The organism is Curtobacterium sp. Leaf183 (assembly GCF_001424385.1).
Taxonomy (GTDB): domain Bacteria; phylum Actinomycetota; class Actinomycetes; order Actinomycetales; family Microbacteriaceae; genus Curtobacterium.
Genome location: NZ_LMPO01000009.1, coordinates 256,599 through 273,981, shown reverse-complemented (window position 1 = coordinate 273,981; position 17,383 = coordinate 256,599). Strand labels below are relative to the sequence as shown.

At 70.1% G+C, this 17,383-nt stretch carries 19 protein-coding genes; 17 read left to right on the top strand and 2 right to left on the bottom strand.

Going from position 1 to position 17,383, the window contains the following annotated elements; translation table 11 throughout:
- The first annotated feature begins 72 nt into the window (after positions 1-72).
- Positions 73-267, top strand: coding sequence for a hypothetical protein (locus ASG04_RS12120; RefSeq protein ID WP_056124628.1), 195 nt, complete (start codon positions 73-75; stop codon positions 265-267).
- 5 nt (positions 268-272) lie between these two features.
- Here the strand turns inward: ASG04_RS12120 and yidC are convergent, their stop codons facing one another.
- Complete coding sequence (gene yidC / locus ASG04_RS12115; RefSeq protein WP_056124626.1) at positions 273-1,022, bottom strand: membrane protein insertase YidC; 750 nt, start codon at positions 1,020-1,022, stop codon at positions 273-275.
- A 59-nt stretch (positions 1,023-1,081) separates the two neighbouring features.
- On the bottom strand, positions 1,082-1,366 hold the full coding sequence (locus tag ASG04_RS12110; RefSeq protein WP_056124624.1) for a DUF6412 domain-containing protein: 285 nt from the start codon (positions 1,364-1,366) through the stop codon (positions 1,082-1,084).
- 66 nt (positions 1,367-1,432) lie between these two features.
- On the opposite strand from ASG04_RS12110, the gene ybaK reads away from it, so the two are divergent.
- The 16 genes from ybaK (at position 1,433) to ASG04_RS12030 (ending at position 17,381) form a co-directional block, all read left to right on the top strand.
- On the top strand, positions 1,433-1,918 hold the full coding sequence (gene ybaK / locus ASG04_RS12105) for a Cys-tRNA(Pro) deacylase (RefSeq protein ID WP_056124621.1): 486 nt from the start codon (positions 1,433-1,435) through the stop codon (positions 1,916-1,918).
- Positions 1,919-2,013: 95 nt separating this feature from the next.
- On the top strand, positions 2,014-4,605 hold the full coding sequence (locus ASG04_RS12100; protein WP_056124619.1) for an ATP-dependent Clp protease ATP-binding subunit: 2,592 nt from the start codon (positions 2,014-2,016) through the stop codon (positions 4,603-4,605).
- Positions 4,606-5,283: 678 nt separating this feature from the next.
- Positions 5,284-5,511, top strand: a complete 228-nt coding sequence (locus ASG04_RS12095; protein ID WP_156463649.1) for a hypothetical protein — start codon at positions 5,284-5,286, stop codon at positions 5,509-5,511.
- Positions 5,512-5,696: 185 nt separating this feature from the next.
- Positions 5,697-6,239, top strand: coding sequence for an adenine phosphoribosyltransferase (locus ASG04_RS12090; RefSeq protein ID WP_056124612.1), 543 nt, complete (start codon positions 5,697-5,699; stop codon positions 6,237-6,239).
- A 110-nt stretch (positions 6,240-6,349) separates the two neighbouring features.
- On the top strand, positions 6,350-8,317 hold the full coding sequence (gene thrS / locus ASG04_RS12085) for a threonine--tRNA ligase (RefSeq protein ID WP_056125758.1): 1,968 nt from the start codon (positions 6,350-6,352) through the stop codon (positions 8,315-8,317).
- Entirely contained in the window at positions 8,317-8,964 is a 648-nt protein-coding gene (locus ASG04_RS12080) for an HIT family protein (protein ID WP_082518093.1), read from the top strand. The genes thrS and ASG04_RS12080 overlap by 1 nt, the downstream gene beginning before the upstream one ends.
- Before the next feature lie 44 nt (positions 8,965-9,008).
- On the top strand, positions 9,009-9,935 hold the full coding sequence (gene pdxS / locus ASG04_RS12075; protein ID WP_056125755.1) for a pyridoxal 5'-phosphate synthase lyase subunit PdxS: 927 nt from the start codon (positions 9,009-9,011) through the stop codon (positions 9,933-9,935).
- On the top strand, positions 9,925-10,536 hold the full coding sequence (pdxT, locus tag ASG04_RS12070) for a pyridoxal 5'-phosphate synthase glutaminase subunit PdxT (RefSeq protein ID WP_056124609.1): 612 nt from the start codon (positions 9,925-9,927) through the stop codon (positions 10,534-10,536). Before pdxS ends, pdxT begins: the two co-directional genes overlap by 11 nt.
- 97 nt (positions 10,537-10,633) lie before the next feature.
- Complete coding sequence (locus tag ASG04_RS12065) at positions 10,634-11,398, top strand: YebC/PmpR family DNA-binding transcriptional regulator (protein ID WP_056124606.1); 765 nt, start codon at positions 10,634-10,636, stop codon at positions 11,396-11,398.
- Positions 11,399-11,404: 6 nt separating this feature from the next.
- Positions 11,405-12,064 (top strand): crossover junction endodeoxyribonuclease RuvC, encoded by a 660-nt coding sequence (gene ruvC, locus ASG04_RS12060; RefSeq protein ID WP_056124604.1) that lies wholly within the window; start codon positions 11,405-11,407, stop codon positions 12,062-12,064.
- Positions 12,061-12,681 (top strand): Holliday junction branch migration protein RuvA, encoded by a 621-nt coding sequence (gene ruvA, locus ASG04_RS12055; protein ID WP_056124600.1) that lies wholly within the window; start codon positions 12,061-12,063, stop codon positions 12,679-12,681. The genes ruvC and ruvA overlap by 4 nt, the downstream gene beginning before the upstream one ends.
- Entirely contained in the window at positions 12,678-13,721 is a 1,044-nt protein-coding gene (gene ruvB, locus ASG04_RS12050; protein WP_056124597.1) for a Holliday junction branch migration DNA helicase RuvB, read from the top strand. Before ruvA ends, ruvB begins: the two co-directional genes overlap by 4 nt.
- A gap of 72 nt (positions 13,722-13,793) precedes the next feature.
- Complete coding sequence (locus tag ASG04_RS12045) at positions 13,794-14,198, top strand: preprotein translocase subunit YajC (RefSeq protein WP_056124595.1); 405 nt, start codon at positions 13,794-13,796, stop codon at positions 14,196-14,198.
- A gap of 95 nt (positions 14,199-14,293) precedes the next feature.
- Positions 14,294-16,030 (top strand): protein translocase subunit SecD, encoded by a 1,737-nt coding sequence (gene secD, locus ASG04_RS12040; protein WP_056124591.1) that lies wholly within the window; start codon positions 14,294-14,296, stop codon positions 16,028-16,030.
- Positions 16,030-17,028 carry a protein translocase subunit SecF gene (gene secF, locus ASG04_RS12035; RefSeq protein ID WP_056124589.1) on the top strand — a complete coding sequence of 333 codons (999 nt, stop codon included), beginning with the start codon at positions 16,030-16,032 and terminating at the stop codon, positions 17,026-17,028. Before secD ends, secF begins: the two co-directional genes overlap by 1 nt.
- Positions 17,029-17,033: 5 nt before the next feature.
- Positions 17,034-17,381, top strand: a complete 348-nt coding sequence (locus tag ASG04_RS12030) for a rhodanese-like domain-containing protein (protein WP_235515530.1) — start codon at positions 17,034-17,036, stop codon at positions 17,379-17,381.
- Positions 17,382-17,383 lie beyond the last annotated feature (2 nt).

Sequence of the window (17,383 nt, the reverse complement as noted above, 5' to 3'; positions counted from 1 at the left end):
TGGCACTCGTGCGAACACCGCGTGCACCGAGTTCGGAGACCTGTCCGGATCCGGTGGGTGTAGGTCTTGTGCATGACAGACGCACGCGAACCCGACCCCGAGGTCATCGAGCCGGTCAGCCACGACGCGACCTCCGGCGAGGCCGACTACGTCGCGACGAACCCCGGCGGCAGCGGTGCCGAGCGGCACAACCCGCTGCCGGACGAGGAACAGGGCCGCGACACCGAGTACGACCCGGTCGACCAGGGCCCCGAGCACGAGGGCTGAGGCGCTCAGCGGAGCACGCGGCGCAGGAGTGCCCGCTCGCCGGCGGTCCACGCGGCGCTCGTGACGACGTACAGTGCGGCCGCGGACGGCGCGACCGCGGCGAAGACGACGGTCACGAACGGCACCCAGCGCGTGACCGCCGACGTCGCGGCCGCTCCGGGCACGGCGGCGTCGACGGGCTCCGGTGGGTTCCACCGCAGGTTCGACCGCCGGGTCAGTTCGACGACGACCGCCAGCACCGCCAGCAGCAGGACGAGCACCCAGGCGTGCGCCCACAGCGGCGAGGCGACCACCGCGACGAACGAGTGTCCGAGCGGGATCCCGACGAGCGTGGCCTCGAGCAGCGTGTTCGTCGCGCCGGCGATGGTCGCGTGCGTGAACAGGGCGTACACGACCGACACGACGGGTGCCTGCGCGAGCACGGGCAGGCACCCGGCCAGGGGTGAGACGTGCTCGGACGTGTACAGCTCCTGGACGGCACGCCGCAGCCGTTCGGCGTCCCCGCGGTGACGACGCCGCAGTGCCGCGAGCTGCGGGGCGAGACGACGTCGGTCGCGCTCGGCACGCACCTGCAGGACGGACAGCGGGACGAGGAGCGCGCGGACGGCCAGGGTCGCCAGCACGACGGCGAGTGCGGCGGCCAACGGCCCGGCGACGGGGTCGAGCGCGACGGTCAGGGCGGCGAGCAGCTCCGCACCGAGGTGCAGCGCGCCGCCGATGAGCGGCCCGACGAGGGGCAGGGTGGACAGGTCCATGACGATTCCGATCGAGTGTGGTGGCAGGGGTCGACGAGCGACCCGCACACCGATCGGTGTCAGGTCGCGGGGACGGCTCCCGGTGCCCGGGGCCGAGCGTGCCCGGCAGCGTCCGGGTGGCTCCACGCGATCCGCGTGACGAGGTCGAGCGGGACGGCCCCGACACAGCCGTCGGCGGCGGCGGGGGACCCGAGGACGAGGCCCAGCACCTGTGCCACGAGGACCGCTGCGGCGACCACCGCGACACCGAACCCGGCCAGGGCGAGCAGCGGCATCGCGCCGGAGGCAGGGTCGACGAGGAGCAGTGCGGCGACTGCGCGCAGGAACACCTCGACGACGGCCATGGTCTGATCAGCGTATCGCCCGCGTGCCGCCCCGCACCGGTGCCCTGACCAGGGGATGATCGCCGCATGACCGCCGCTGCCCCGAGCACCCCCGCGACCCTCGCGTTGGAGCGCGCCGGGGTGCCCTTCACGCCCCACGTGTACGAGCACCACGAGACCGCGACCAACTTCGGCGAAGAGGCGGCCGCCGCGCTGGGCCTCCGCGAGGAACAGGTCTTCAAGACGCTCGTCGTCTCGGTCGACGGCGCGCTGGCGGTCGCGATCGTCCCGGTGGCGAACCGGCTCGACCTCAAGGCCATCGCCGCTGCCGTCGGCGGCAAGAAGGCCACGCTCGCCGACCCGACCCTGGCCGAGAAGCGGACCGGCTACGTCGTGGGCGGCATCAGCCCCGTCGGCCAGCGATCGCAGCTCCGCACCGTGCTCGACGAGTCGGCGACCACCTACCCGACGATCTTCGTCTCCGGTGGTCGTCGCGGGTTCGACATCGAGATCGCCCCCGCTGACCTGCTGGCGGTCACGGAAGCGACCACGGCGGCCATCGCCCGGACCTGAGTCGACTCCACGCAACTTCTTCCACCACCCGGGAATGACCCGGTCCCTCCTGCGTTGCATTGAGTCGAAGGCACTCAAGTTCCCAGGAGGTCCCTTTGCCAGCAACGTCCGGCCCGACCAACGGCAACGACGCGTTCGACGCGTTCCTCGCTCGTCTGCTCGCGGCACAGAACGCCGGCGCCCAGCGATCCACACCGCTGGGACGTCCGGTCGACATCACCCGGCTGCTCAGCCGCCGCACCCACGACCTGCTCCAGCGCACCGCCGAGTACGCGGTCGCCCAGGGGCAGCGGGAGCTCGACGCACTGCACCTGCTGCACGTGCTCGTCGAGACCGAGCCCTTCGACGCCGTCGTCCGCTCCGCGGGCATCGACCCGGCGCACCTGGCCGACGAGGTCGAGCAGCGCCTGCCCGCCCCGACCGCCGAGCCCGTCGAGGGTCGGCCGGCACTCACGCCCTCGGCGCAGCGCGTCCTCGTCGAGGCCACCCAGGCGGCCCGCGGCTTCGGCAGCACCTACACCGACCCCGAGCACGTCTTCTTCGCGCTCGTCATGGACCAGGAGACCGTCACCGGTCAGCTCCTGGCGAGCGCCGGCATCACCCCGCAGGTGATGCAGTCGTACGCACAGCAGGCCGCCGATGCGGCTCGAGAGGGGCGCCCGATGCCAGGGACCACCGAAGCCGACCAGCAGCAGTCGGAGACCCCGACGCTCGACCAGTTCGGCACGGACCTCACCGAGCGCGCCCGCCAGGGCGGCATCGACCCGGTGATCGGCCGCGCGGACGAGATCGAACAGACCGTCGAGATCCTGCTGCGCCGGTCGAAGAACAACCCCGTGCTGATCGGCGAGCCCGGTGTCGGCAAGACCGCGATCGTCGAGGGCCTCGCGCAGCGCATCGCGGACGGCGACGTCCCGAGCCTGCTGCAGGGCAAGCGCGTCGTCGCCCTCGACCTGCCCGGCATGCTCTCCGGCACCCGCTACCGCGGCGACTTCGAGGAACGCCTGACGAAGGCCATGGACGAGATCGCGGCGCACGCCGACGAGCTCATCGTGTTCGTGGACGAGCTGCACACGGTCGTCGGCGCCGGTGGTGGCGGCGAGGGTGGGTCGATGGACGCGGGCAACATCCTGAAGCCCCGTCTGGCCCGCGGTGACCTGCACATGGTCGGCGCGACCACGCTGAAGGAGTACCGCCGGATCGAGAAGGACGCCGCACTCGAGCGCCGCTTCCAACCCGTCACGGTGGGGGAGCCGAGCGTCGAGGACGCCGTGGCGATCCTGACCGGGCTGGCACCGCGGTACGCCAAGCACCACGGCGTGACCTACACCGACGACGCCCTGCGCGCCGCGGTCGAGCTCTCGCACCGCTACGTCGCCGACCGGCACCTGCCCGACAAGGCCATCGACCTCATCGACCAGGCTGGGGCTCGCCGCCGGCTCGCCCGTTCGGGCGACGTCGACGTCGAGGCACTGCGCGACCAGGTCGCCGAGCTGATGGCTGAGAAGGACCGTGCCGTCAGCGCGGAGGACTACGAAGCGGCATCGCGCCTGCGCGACCAGACGGCCGAACTGGAGGCCCGGATCGCCGCCGCCGCACAGGCGGACGCAGGTCGGTCCTCCAGTCCGGAGTCCGCGAGCACGGAGATCACCGAAGCCGACATCGCGGCCGTGGTGGCGCGAGCCACCGGGATCCCCGCGTCCCGGCTGACCCAGGGCGACCGGACGCGGCTCGCCGCGCTCGAGGACGAACTGCACGAGCGGGTCGTCGGACAGGACGACGCCGTGCGGGCCATCGCCACGGCGGTGCGTCGCAACCGGACTGGCATGGGCGACCCGGACCGTCCCGTCGGCAGCTTCCTGTTCCTCGGGCCGACCGGGGTCGGCAAGACCGAGCTGGCGAAGTCCCTCGCGGCATCGCTGTTCGGGGACGAGACGGCGATGCTCCGCTTCGACATGAGCGAGTTCGGCGAGCGGCACACCGTGTCGCGGCTGGTCGGCGCCCCTCCCGGGTACGTCGGCTACGACGAGGCCGGTCAGCTGACCGAGCGTGTCCGTCGCAACCCGTACTCGGTCATCCTGCTCGACGAGGTCGAGAAGGCGCACCCCGACGTCTTCAACCTGCTGCTGCAGGTGCTCGACGACGGACGGCTCACGGACGGACAGGGCCGCACGGTCGACTTCCGGAACACGGTCGTGATCATGACGTCGAACATCGGGTCCGAGTTCCTGGCGTCGCGCACGGGAGCCCTCGGGTTCTCGGCGTCGGCGGACGGTGGGTTCTCGGAGGAGGACCTGCGGCAGCGCGTGATGGGCAAGCTCCGCGAGGCGATGCGGCCGGAGTTCATCAACCGCATCGACGACATCGTGCTGTTCCGCAAGCTCGACCCGTCGCAGCTGCAGTCGATCGTGTCGCTGCTGCTCGCCGAGACCTCGATGCGGCTCATCGCGCAGGACATGGTCCTGTCGGTGTCCGAGGACGCCGTCGCCTGGCTCGCCGAGCACGGGTACGAGCCGGAGTACGGTGCCCGCCCGCTCCGACGGCTGATCCAGCGCGAGGTCGACGACCGCATCGCGACGCTCGTCGTGGACGGGGTGGCCGGTGCTGGTGACACGGTGCAGGTCACCGTGGACGGCGACGCCCTCGTCGCCCGCGTCGCAGGCGTCACGGCGACGCTCGTCGGCTGAACTCGATCCACACGGAGAACGCCCCGGGACCTGTTCGGTCCCGGGGCGTTCTTCGTGCATGCCGAATGCATTTCGAGGAATCCCGGAGGAACGCTTGCGGTGACGTCGAGAATGCCGCTAAGGTTCAGACACCTCGTACAACTCGTGCAGAAAGGGGGCCGACCATGATCACCATCATCATCACCACGCAGACGCCGTTCCGTGCAGTCCGTGGCAGCTTCGGCGCCCCGTTCCGCGGTAGCTGCTGACGCGGGACGTCCTCGTCCCCATCTCGGCCTCGCGCCGCGGTCGTCGCTGAACTGAGCGCCCGCGCTGCAGCCGCCAGACCCGGTCATCCGGGCCCGGCATCTCTTCGCTGATCGTGACCCTGGCGGGCTCCGCTCGTCCGGTCGGTCTTGATCGGGTACCGCCACCCCGGTTCGTCGGGCTCCTTCGGTTGGGCGGGCTTGTCCGGCTGGTCCGGCGCGGCTGCCTGCGGTTCCCGATCGACGTCGCGCGGAATGCGCGCGAGGAATGTCGTGCACGACTGGGACGATTCCCGCGTCAGGTCATTCGTCGTTCTCGGCTGCCACCATCCGCGCATTTCCGTGCGAATGCATCGAGCAGTCCCCACCCGGCCGCGGGTCGCTCCGTCGCGCCGCTCTCCACAACTCCTCCTCAACACGAACGGTGACCACCATGTCCACCAAGTCCGTCCTCCGACCGCCCGACGCGCCCGTCGCCCCCGGCAGGGTCTCGTTGCCCGACCGGGTCGCGCTGCGCGTCGGGATGTCCCTCATCATCTGGAGCCGTCGCACGCGGCGGCCGCAGATCGACCCCGAGCTGCGTGCGCGGCTTGCTCGCGAACGCGAGCAGCGCGAAGCCGAGTGGGTCATGCTCGGCGCCGGCCTGCGCATGTGGCGCTGAGGCGCGGCGCCACCGCTCGGGCCGCTCGGGCCGCTCGCGGGTGTGGTGCCGGGTTGATCGCTCCGTGCGGGGATGGTTCCTCGCACGGAGCGATCGTCCCCGCACGAGCCGCCAACCTCGCACGGTGCGCAGCCGCCAACCTCGCACGGTGCGAGACGCACGCCGACCGCCCGTACGGTTGTCCCATGACCGAAACCGCGTCCGATCTCGTCCAGCGCCTCACCACGATCGTCCCCGACTTCCCGAAGCCCGGGATCCTGTTCCGTGACGTGACGCCGGTGTTCGCGGACGCAGTCGCGTTCGGGCGCGTGTGCGAGGCACTCGCGGCGCCGTTCGCCGTCGGGGGCGGGTTCGCCGCGGTCGCGGGCATCGAGGCACGAGGCTTCGCACTCGCCGGCGGCATCGCTGCACAGCACCAGGTCGGCGTGCTGACCGTGCGCAAGGCGGGCAAGCTCCCGGGCGAGGTGCTCAGCGAGCAGTACGCGCTCGAGTACGGCGAGGCCGAGCTCGAACTCCGCCCGGCACAGCTCCCCGCCGGCACACGGGTGCTCGTCGTCGACGACGTCCTCGCGACGGGCGGCACCGGGGCCGCGACCATCACGCTGCTCGAGCGTGCCGGCTACCAGGCCATCGGGTTCGCCGCCCTGCTCGAACTCGACGGGCTGCAGGGACGCGAGCGCCTCGAACCGCGCTTGCCCGTCACCACGCTCGGCGCCGTCCCGGCCTGAGCGGCCCCGCCCGCCGACTAGCATTGCCGCACCACCAGAACGAGGAGTCCCACCACGTGACCGAGTCAGTCGCCCCCGCACCCGACGAAGCGCCCGCCGCGCCCGAGCCCGTGACCGCGACCACCACGACGACGGGCACGGAGCTCTTCGACGGGGTGCGCGGCGTCGTCGCCATCCGGGTCGCCGGCGTCCTCAAGGACCTGTCCGCCGACGTGCAGGCGGGGGAGACCGCCGAGCCCGTCACGCTCGACGAGCAGGACGGCCTCGACATCCTGCGGCACTCGGCAGCGCACGTCCTCGCCCAGGCGGTGCAGCAGATCAACCCCGACGCCAAGCTCGGCATCGGGCCGCCCGTCACCGACGGCTTCTACTACGACTTCGACGTCGCCGAGCCGTTCACCCCCGACGACCTCAAGGCGATCGAGAAGGGCATGGACCGCATCGTCAAGCAGGCCCAGCGGTTCCGTCGCGTCGTCGTGACCGACGAACAGGCCCGCGAACTGATGGCGGGGGAGCCCTACAAGCAGGAGCTCATCGGCCTCAAGGGCGCCGCGTCCGAGGGTGACTCGGGCGAGAGCGTCGAGGTCGGCGCCGGCGAGCTGACCGTGTACGAGAACGTCGACCCGAAGTCGGGCGAGGTCGTCTGGCAGGACCTCTGCCGCGGGCCGCACGTGCCGCACACCCGGTGGATCGGCAACGCCGCCAAGCTCATGCGCGTCGCTGCTGCCTACTGGCGCGGGTCGGAGAAGAACCCGCAGCTGCAGCGCATCTACGGCACCGCGTGGCCGGACAAGGACCAGCTCAAGGCGTACCTGGTCCGCCTCGAAGAAGCAGCCAAGCGCGACCACCGCAAGCTGGGTGCCGAGCTCGACCTGTTCTCGTTCCCGGACGAGATCGGTTCCGGCCTGGCGATCTTCCACCCCAAGGGCGGCATCATCCGTCGCGAGATGGAGGACTACTCCCGGCGACGCCACGAGGAGAACGGCTACTCGTTCGTCTACACGCCGCACATCACCAAGGGCGACCTGTTCGAGCAGTCCGGCCACCTCGGTTGGTACAAGGACGGCATGTTCCCGGCCATGCACATGGACGAGGCACGCGACGAGGACGGCAACGTCACCCGCCAGGGCGCCGACTACTACCTCAAGCCCATGAACTGCCCGATGCACATCCTGGCGTACCGCTCGCAGGCCCGGTCGTACCGCGACCTGCCGTTGCGGATGTTCGAGTTCGGGACGGTCTACCGCAACGAGAAGTCCGGCGTGATCCACGGGCTCACCCGTGTGCGCGGCATGACCCAGGACGACGCCCACATCTTCACCACCAAGGAGAAGATGAAGGAAGAGCTCACCACGACGCTCGAGTTCGTGCTCTCCCTGCTGCGCGACTACGGCCTCGACGACTTCTACCTCGAGCTGTCGACCAAGGACCCGGAGAAGTACGTCGGCGACGACGACGTCTGGGACGAGGCCACGAACACGCTGCGCGAGGTCGCCGAGGAATCCGGTCTCGAGCTCGTGCCGGACCCCGCCGGCGCCGCCTTCTACGGTCCGAAGATCTCCGTCCAGGCCCGTGACGCCATCGGGCGGACCTGGCAGATGTCGACCGTGCAGCTCGACTTCAACCTGCCCGAGCGCTTCGGGCTGGAATACGCGGCCGCCGATGGCACCCGCCAGCAGCCCGTCATGATCCACCGTGCGCTGTTCGGTTCCATCGAGCGCTTCTTCGGCGTGCTCACCGAGCACTACGCGGGTGCCTTCCCGGCCTGGCTCGCTCCGGTGCAGGTCGTGGGCATCCCGGTCGCCGAGGAGTACGGCGACTACCTCGACCAGGTCATCGCGACGCTCCGCACGCACGGGGTCCGCGCCGAGGTCGACCACTCGGACGACCGCATGCAGAAGAAGATCCGCACGCACACCAAGCAGAAGGTGCCGTTCCAGCTCATCGCCGGTGGCGACGACCGCGACGCCGGCGCGGTCAGCTTCCGCTTCCGTGACGGCCGCCAGGACAACGGCGTGCCCGTGGACGAGGCGGTCGAGCGCATCCTGACCGCGATCCGCGAGCGCGCGCAGGTCTGATGGAACTGCCTGGAGGACCCGAGCAGGTCCTTGGGACCGGTCACGTCGACGACGTGGTCGGTCCCGGGACCGCCGGCACCGGTTCCAGCGACGACCCGCTGGTCATCCGTGACGCCGCGACCGGCGCCGCGGTCCCGGATGCCTTCCAGCGCCTGTGGAACCCGCACCGGATGGCGTACATCGACGCCGGCCGCGAGGGCGAGGGTCGCGGCCACAAGGACGACTGCCCGTTCTGCGACGCACCGGCCAAGTCCGACGAGGACGCCCTGATCGTCGCCCGCGGCGAGCACGCCTACGTTCTGCTCAACCTGTACCCGTACAACAACGGGCACCTGCTGGTCTGCCCGTACCGCCACATCCCGCTGTACGACGACGCCTCGCCCGACGAGCTCCGTGAGGTCGGCGAGCTCACCCAGACGGCGATGCGGGTGCTGCGGCAGGTCTCGCACTGCGACGGCTTCAACATCGGCATGAACCAGGGCGAGGTCGCGGGTGCCGGGGTGGCCGGGCACCTCCATCAGCACATCGTCCCGCGGTGGCAGTCGGACTCGAACTTCTTCCCGATCATCGCCCGCACCAAGTCGATGTCCCAGCTGCTCGGCGACACACGGCGGCTCGTCGCCGAGGGTTGGCCGACGAGCGACTGACCGCGGAGCGCGGTGCCGGGTCGCGCACTAGGATGGACGGCATCATGAGCGACAGCAGCAGCACCCCCGACACCAGCACCAACGGCACCTCGATCACCGGCTCGTCCCGGGTCAAGCGCGGCCTGGCGGAGATGCTCAAGGGCGGCGTGATCATGGACGTCGTCGACGCCGAGCAGGCCCGCATCGCGGAAGAAGCCGGCGCGACCGCGGTCATGGCCCTCGAGCGTGTCCCCGCCGACATCCGCGCCCAGGGCGGCGTCGCCCGCATGTCCGACCCGTCGATGATCGAGGAGATCATCGCAGCCGTGTCGATCCCGGTCATGGCCAAGGCCCGCATCGGGCACTTCGTCGAGGCCCAGGTGCTGCAGGAGCTCGGCGTCGACTACATCGACGAGTCCGAGGTGCTCTCGCCCGCCGACTACGTCAACCACATCGACAAGTGGAACTTCACCACGCCCTTCGTCTGCGGTGCGACGAACCTCGGCGAAGCGCTCCGTCGCATCACCGAGGGCGCGGCCATGATCCGCTCCAAGGGTGAAGCGGGCACCGGTGACGTGTCCGAGGCGACCAAGCACATCCGCACCATCACGAAGGAGATCGCGGCGCTCCGCAACCTCCGTCCCGACGAGCTCTACGTCGCGGCGAAGGAACTGCAGGCCCCGATCGACGTCGTGCAGGAAGTCGCCCAGTCCGGCAAGCTCCCCGTCGTGCTCTTCACCGCCGGTGGTGTGGCCACCCCGGCCGACGCCGCGATGATGATGCAGCTCGGTGCCGACGGCGTGTTCGTCGGTTCCGGCATCTTCAAGTCCGGTGACCCTGCCGCCCGCGCCGCCGCGATCGTCAAGGCCGTGACCTTCCACGACGACCCCAAGGTCATTGCCGAGGTGTCCCGTGGGCTGGGCGAGGCGATGGTCGGCATCAACGTCGCCGACGTCCCCGCACCGCACCGCCTCGCCGAGCGTGGCTGGTAACCACACCGGCGGCACCGCCCCGCGGATCGGGGTCCTCGCGCTGCAGGGGGACTTCCGCGAGCACATCGCGTCGCTGACCGCACTCGGTGCCGACGTCGTCCCGTTGCGCCGCCCGGACGAGATCGCCACGCTGCACGGCGTCGTGATCCCCGGTGGCGAGTCGGGCGTGATGGACAAGCTGTCGCGGGCGTTCGGCGTCGCCGAGCCCCTGTCCGAGGCCATCCGGGCGGGACTGCCGACCTACGGCACGTGTGCGGGCATGATCATGCTGAGCGACCGGATCACGAACGCCATCGGCGGGCAGCAGACCCTCGGTGTCCTCGACACCACGGTCCGGCGCAACGCGTTCGGCAGTCAGAACGACTCGTTCGAGACGGACATCCCGATGCCCGACCTGGGCGACGCCCCGGTCCACGCGGTCTTCATCCGCGCGCCCGTGGTCGAGCAGCACGGCGCGGGCGTCCACGTGCTCGGGGCCCTGGCCGACGGGCAGGTCGTCGCGGTGCAGCAGGACAACGTCATCGCCAGCGCCTTCCACCCCGAGGTGGCGGGCGAGGACCGGTTCCACCGCCGGTTCCTCGGCCTCGTCCACAGCGCCTGAGGCGCAACCACCTGTCCACAGCCCCTGCGCGCCGGGCGCGTACCGGGCCTCCTGTCAGTACACTGACCGGGACGTTCCGCAAGACGCAAGGAGAACCGTGTCCGGGCATTCCAAGTGGGCAACGACGAAGCACAAGAAGGCCGTCATCGACGGTCGTCGTGCCAAGTCGTTCGCCAAGCTCATCAAGAACATCGAGGTCGCGGCCAAGATGGGTGGCGCCGACATGTCGGGCAACCCGACCCTGGTCGACGCCGTCCAGAAGGCCAAGAAGACCTCGGTGCCGAACGACAACATCGACCGTGCGATCAAGCGCGGAGCCGGTCTGACCGGTGAGTCGATCGAGTACACGACCATCATGTACGAGGGCTACGCGGCCAACGGCGTCGCGATGCTGATCGAGTGCCTCACCGACAACAAGAACCGTGCCGCGGCCGAAGTCCGCACGGCGATGTCGCGCAACGGCGGCACCATGGCGGACCCGGGCAGCGTCGCGTACAACTTCGCGCGCAAGGGCGTCATCTCGGTGACCAAGGTCGACGGCCTGTCCGAGGACGACGTCATGACAGCGGTGCTCGACGCCGGTGTCGAAGACGTCATCGACCAGGGCGGCGGCTTCGAGGTCATCACCGACGCGTCCGACCTGGTGTCGGCGCGCACGGCGCTGCAGGACGCCGGCATCGACTACGACTCCGCCGACGCCGAGTTCGTGCCCGGGCTCAAGGTCCCGGTCGACGCCGAGACCGCCCGCAAGGTCTTCCGCCTGATCGACGCGCTCGAGGACAGCGACGACGTGCAGAACGTGTACGCCAACTTCGACATCCCCGCCGACGTCCAGGCCGAGCTCGACGAGGACGAGGACTAGGCCCACATGCTCCGCGTGCTCGGGGTCGATCCCGGGCTCACCCGGTGCGGTGTCGGTGTGGTCGAGGTCACACCGGACCGCCGCGCCCGGTTGGTGCACGTCACCGTCGTGCGCACGCCGTCGGACATGGCCCTCGAGCAGCGTCTCGTGCTCATCGCCAGCGGCATCGCCGAGCAGATCGAAGAGCACCGCCCCGACGCCGTCGCCGTCGAGCGGGTGTTCGCGCAGGCCAACGTCCGCACGGTGATGGGGACGGCCCAGGCCTCTGGTCTCGCGCTGCACGCCGCGGCATCGCGGGGCATCCCGGTCGGCCTGCACACCCCGTCCGAGGTCAAGGCGGCGGTGACCGGGTACGGCAACGCCGACAAGAAACAGGTCCAGTCCATGATCGCCCGGATCCTCGGTCTCACCGAGGCACCGAAGCCGGCCGACGCCGCCGACGCACTCGCGTTGGCCGTGTGCCACGCCTGGAGGCTCGGTGCACCCGACGCCGTCGGCGTCAGTTCGGCGGTCCTGACGCCGGCCCAGCGAGCGTGGCGTGACGCCCAGGCCGGCACGGGCGGGCGGACGGCTTCCTCACCGCTCGCCCGGGCCGCCGCGGGAGCAGCCGCCGCGCAGCGCGGCGCGTCCGGCTCGTCGGCCGGTGCCCGTAGGCTCGGAGGATGATCGCGAGTCTCCGGGGCACCTGCATCGACGTCGCCGGATCGGCGGTCGTGATCGAGGTCGGTGGCGTCGGCTACCTGGTCACCGTCACCCCGGCGCACGCCCTCACGATGCGCCTCGGCTCGGAGGTCTTCGTGCGCACGGCCATGATCGTGCGCGAGGACGAGCACCTGCTCTTCGGCTTCGAGTCGACCGACGCGCTGCGTGTCTTCGACCTGCTCCGCAGCGTGTCCGGCGTCGGTCCCAAGTCGGCGCTCGGCGTCCTCGGCGCGATGGACCCCGCCCAGATCGCGAACGCCGTCGCGAACGACGACGACGCGGCGTTCCGCAAGGTGTCCGGCATCGGTCCGAAGACCGCCAAGCTCATCAACGTCGCCCTCTCCGGCAAGCTCGCCGCGTTCGAGACCCCGACGGCCGCCCCCGGAGCCCGCAGCGTGACCGCGCACCCGGCGTCCGAGGACGTCGTCATCGCGCTCATCGGGTTGGGATGGCGCGAGGACGCGGCGCGCAGCGCCGTCGAGGACACCATCGCGAGCGAGCCCGGTGTCGCCGCGATGGGCACCCAGGCGCTCCTCCGCGCCGCGCTCGGCGCCCTCCGTCCCACCGGTGCCGGCCGGTGAGCGGCATCACGGCGGCCGACGCCCAGTCTCCCGAGGAACTCGCCTTCGAGGGTGCCCTCCGCCCGAAGTCACTGGCCGAGTTCGTCGGCCAGCGCAAGGTCCGCGGACAGCTCGACCTGCTGCTCAAGGCCGCCGCGATGCAGGACCGTACCCCGGACCACATCCTGATGGCGGGTCCTCCCGGACTCGGCAAGACCACGCTGGCGATGATCGTGGCGCACGAGTCCGGCCGTCCCCTCCGCATGTCGAGCGGACCGGCGATCCAGCACGCGGGGGACCTGGCGGCCGTGCTGTCCTCGCTCATGCCCGGCGAAGTGCTGTTCATCGACGAGATCCACCGCATGGCCCGGTCGGCAGAAGAGATGCTGTACCTGGCGATGGAGGATTTCCGGATCGACGTCATGGTCGGCAAGGGCGCCGGAGCGACCAGCATCCCGCTCGACCTCGCACCGTTCACGCTCGTCGGTGCCACCACCCGGGCCGGCCTGCTGCCGAACCCCCTGCGGGACCGGTTCGGGTTCACCGCCCACCTCGAGTTCTACGAACGGGACGAACTCGAGCAGGTCCTCATCCGCGCGGCCCACCTGCTCGAGCTCGACTTCGACCGCTTCGCCCTGCGCGAGATCGCCGGGCGTTCCCGGGGGACCCCCCGCATCGCGAACCGGCTCCTGCGCCGCGTGCGCGACTTCGCCCTCGTGCACGGCACCCGCGACGGCATGGCGGCGGTCCAGGGCGCTCTCGATCTGTACGACGTCGACGAGTACGGCCTCGACCGGCTCGACCGCGCCGTGCTCGAGACCATGCTGACCCGCTTCGACGGCGGACCGGTCGGGCTCAACACGCTCGCTGTCTCGGTCGGCGAAGAAGCCGAGACGATCGAGTCGGTCGTCGAGCCGTTCCTGGTGCGCATCGGCTTGGTGACACGGACCCCGCGGGGCCGGATCGCCACGCCGGCTGCCTGGCGTCACCTGGGTCTCGCGCCGGGCGCCGCGGGTGTCGGACCGCAACCGGGCCTCTTCGACGACGACCAACCCGACTGAGCCGTCGGCCACAGCCACGTGCCCTAGACTGCTACGGCCCGAAACCGAAATACCAGAGAAGGCATCGCAATCATGGGTCAAGAAGTCATCCTCATCGTCATCGTCGTGGCGTTCGCGGCCTTCATGTTCTACAACAGCCGCAAGCGCAAGAAGCAGCAGGGCGAGCTCGCCACCAAGATGGTGCCGGGTGCTCGCGTGATGCTGTCCTTCGGTCTCTACGGCACGCTCCTGTCGGTCGACGACGAGAAGGTCACCGCCGACGTCGAGATCGCCCCCGGCACCATCGTGACCGTGCACCGTCAGACGCTCTCGCGGGTCGTCGACGACAGCGCGTCCGACATCGAGACCACCGCGACGCCGGAGGACGAGGCCAAGCCCGTCGCCGAGCCTCGTGCCGTCACCGAACTCAACGGTGAGCCCGTCTACGGCGAGCGTGCCGACGAGGCCGAGCAGACGAAGCGCAAGACCGAGGACTGAACCACCGGGCCGCCGGGACACGACCGTGACCTGGCGGTGACACCGCTTCGACCGGCGTGCGCGCGGGTCGAACTGACAGAAAGACGAGACGACCGGTGGCACGACCGACCCCCGTCAAGAAAGCGCTGCGCTCGCTCACCTGGTTGGTGATCATCATGGCGGTCCTGGCCGGCCTCAACACGGCGGCCTCGATCCTCGCCAGCACCACCAAGGACACCACGGGCAAGTGGTTCGCCGGGGCCAGCTGGGTCCCCGAACTCGCACTCGACCTGCAGGGCGGCACGCAGCTGACCCTGGCGGCGCAGAGCACCGACGGCGACTCGGTCACCTCGGAGCAGCTCAAGCAGGCGGTGGACATCATCCGGCAGCGCATCGACGCGACCGGTGTGTCCGAGTCCGAGATCAACACGCAGGGTGCGAACAACATCGTCGTGTCCATCCCGGGCAAGCCCGACCGGCAGACGATCTCCCGCATCGAAGCCGCCGCGAAGCTCACGTTCCGCCCCGTGCTCTACACCGAGGCAGCGACGGACACCGCCGTCGGCGGCAAGGCCGGCTCCACGGCGTCCCCGACGCCGTACTCGCCGCCCGCGTCCCTGCCGGCGTCGCCGACCGCGAAGCCGACGAACGCGAGTGACCTCAACTGGGCCTCGCCGCGGCTGCAGGACCTCTACACGAACTACAACTGCAAGGCGCCGGACGACGTCACCGCCGCTCCGGACGACCAGCCCCTGGTCACGTGCGACCAGGACGGCACCTCGAAGTTCATCCTCGGGCCGGTCGAGGTCTCCGGTGCGGACATCAGCAACGCCACATCGGGCCTCGCGACCTCGTCGCAGGGCACCACGACCGGCGAGTGGGCCGTCAACCTGACGTTCAACGGCGCCGGCACCAAGGACTTCAGCACGGTCACCAACCGTCTGGTCAAGCTCCAGCAGCCGCAGAACCAGTTCGCGATCGTGCTCGACGGCAACGTCATCACCGCGCCGACCACGAACAGCGCGATCACCAACGGCAAGGCCCAGATCAGCGGGTCGTTCACGGCCGAGTCGGCGAAGACCCTCGCCGACCAGCTGAAGTACGGTGCCCTGCCGATCAACTTCAAGGTGCAGTCGAACGAGAACATCTCCGCGACGCTCGGCACCGCTCAGCTGATCGGCGGCCTCGTCGCCGGCCTGATCGGCCTGATCCTGGTGATCATCTACTCGATCATCCAGTACCGCGCGCTGGCCTTCGTCACGGTCCTGTCGCTCGGCGTCGCCGCGGCGCTGACCTACCTGGTGATCGCGATCATGTCGTGGCGGGTCGACTACCGCCTGTCGTTGGCGGGCGTGGCGGGGTTGATCGTTGCGATCGGCATCACGGCGGACTCGTTCATCGTCTACTTCGAGCGCATCCGCGACGAGCTCCGCGAGGGCCGTGCCCTCGAAGGAGCCGTCGAGTCGGGGTGGCGCCGTGCGTTCCGGACGATCATCGCCTCCGACTCGATCAACTTCCTCGCGGCGATCGTGCTGTACATCCTGGCCGTCAGCGACGTGAAGGGCTTCGCGTTCACGCTGCTGCTCACGACGCTCATCGACATCGTGGTCGTGATCCTCTTCACCCACCCGATGCTCCAGCTCATCTCGCGCCGTCGCTTCTTCAACGAGGGACACCGCTTCTCCGGGCTCGATCCGTCGGCCCTCGGCGCGGTCTACCGCGGTCGTGCGCAGTTCCGAGCACCCATCGTCGACGGCAAGCGCCAGCGCAGTGCCGGTGAGGCACAGCGTCGACAGACCATCGCCGAGCGCAAGGCCGGCACCGGCGAGACGCCGGACGGGAAGGACAGCTGATGGCGAGCTTCAGCCAGTTCGGGAACGACCTCTACACCGGCAAGCGGTCGTACGACATCGTCGGACGCCGTCGCCTGTGGTACCTGATCGCCCTCGCGGCCATCGTCATCTCGCTCGCGGTCCCGTGGCTCCGTGGCGGGTACCAGCTCGGCATCGAGTTCACCGGTGGTTCCGAGTTCACGATCTCCGACGTCAAGACCGTCGACCAGAACCTGGCGACGAACACCGTCGAGCGGATCGTCCCCGACGAGATCCCGCGTGTCTCGCAGCTCGGCACGCACGGCATCCGCGTGCAGACCGGGCAGCTCACCGACGCCGAGACGACGCGCGTGCAGAGCGCCCTCGCCGACGCGTACAACGTCGACGACTCCGAGGTCGCCTCGACCTTCATCGGCGCGACCTGGGGCGCCGACGTGCTGTCCCAGGCCATCCGCGGTCTGGTGATCTTCCTGGTGCTCGCGGCTGTCTTCATGGCCCTGTACTTCCGCACCTGGAAGATGTCGCTGTCGGCCATGGCCGCGCTGCTCCACGACCTGCTCATCACCGCAGGCGTGTACGGCATCGTCGGCCTCGAGGTCACCCCTGCGGCGGTGATCGGCTTCCTGACGATCCTCGGCTACTCGCTCTACGACACCGTGGTGGTGTTCGACAAGGTCCGCGAGAACACGTCGCAGGAGTCGCACCGCACCTTCGTCCAGTCTGTGAACCTGGCCGTCAACCAGACGCTCGTGCGCTCGATCAACACCTCGGTCGTGGCGCTGCTGCCCGTCGCCGCGATCCTGTTCATCGGGTCGTACGTGCTCGGTGCCGGGACGCTGCGCGACATCTCGCTCGCGCTCTTCATCGGCATCATCGTCGGCACCTACTCGACGATCTTCATCGCGTCGCCGATGTACGCGCACCTGCGTGAGGGCGAGCCGAAGGTCAAGCAGGCCGACGACAAGAAGCGGGCCGCTGCGGCAAAGCGTGCCGCAGTGGAGACCCCGGCGGAGGTCTGAGCACCGTGCAGGAGATCTCGACCGACGAAGCCATGGCGCGCATCGCCTCGGGTGCACGCCTGTACGACGTGCGCGAACAGGGCGAGTGGGACGAGGTGCACGCCCCGCAGGCCACGCTCGTCCCGCTGTCCGAGTTCGCCGAACGCTGGACCGAGATCGAGTCTTCCGACGAGCCCGCGATCGTCGTGTGCCACTCCGGCATGCGCTCCGCCCGCGTCGTCCAGGCGCTCGAGCAGCAGGGTGTCCCCGCGGTCAACCTGGCGGGCGGGATGGTGGCGTGGGAGGCCCAGGGCGGTCCCGTCGTCCACCCGGGCACCGGCGACGCCGAAGGCGAACGCGGTCACGGGCACTGACC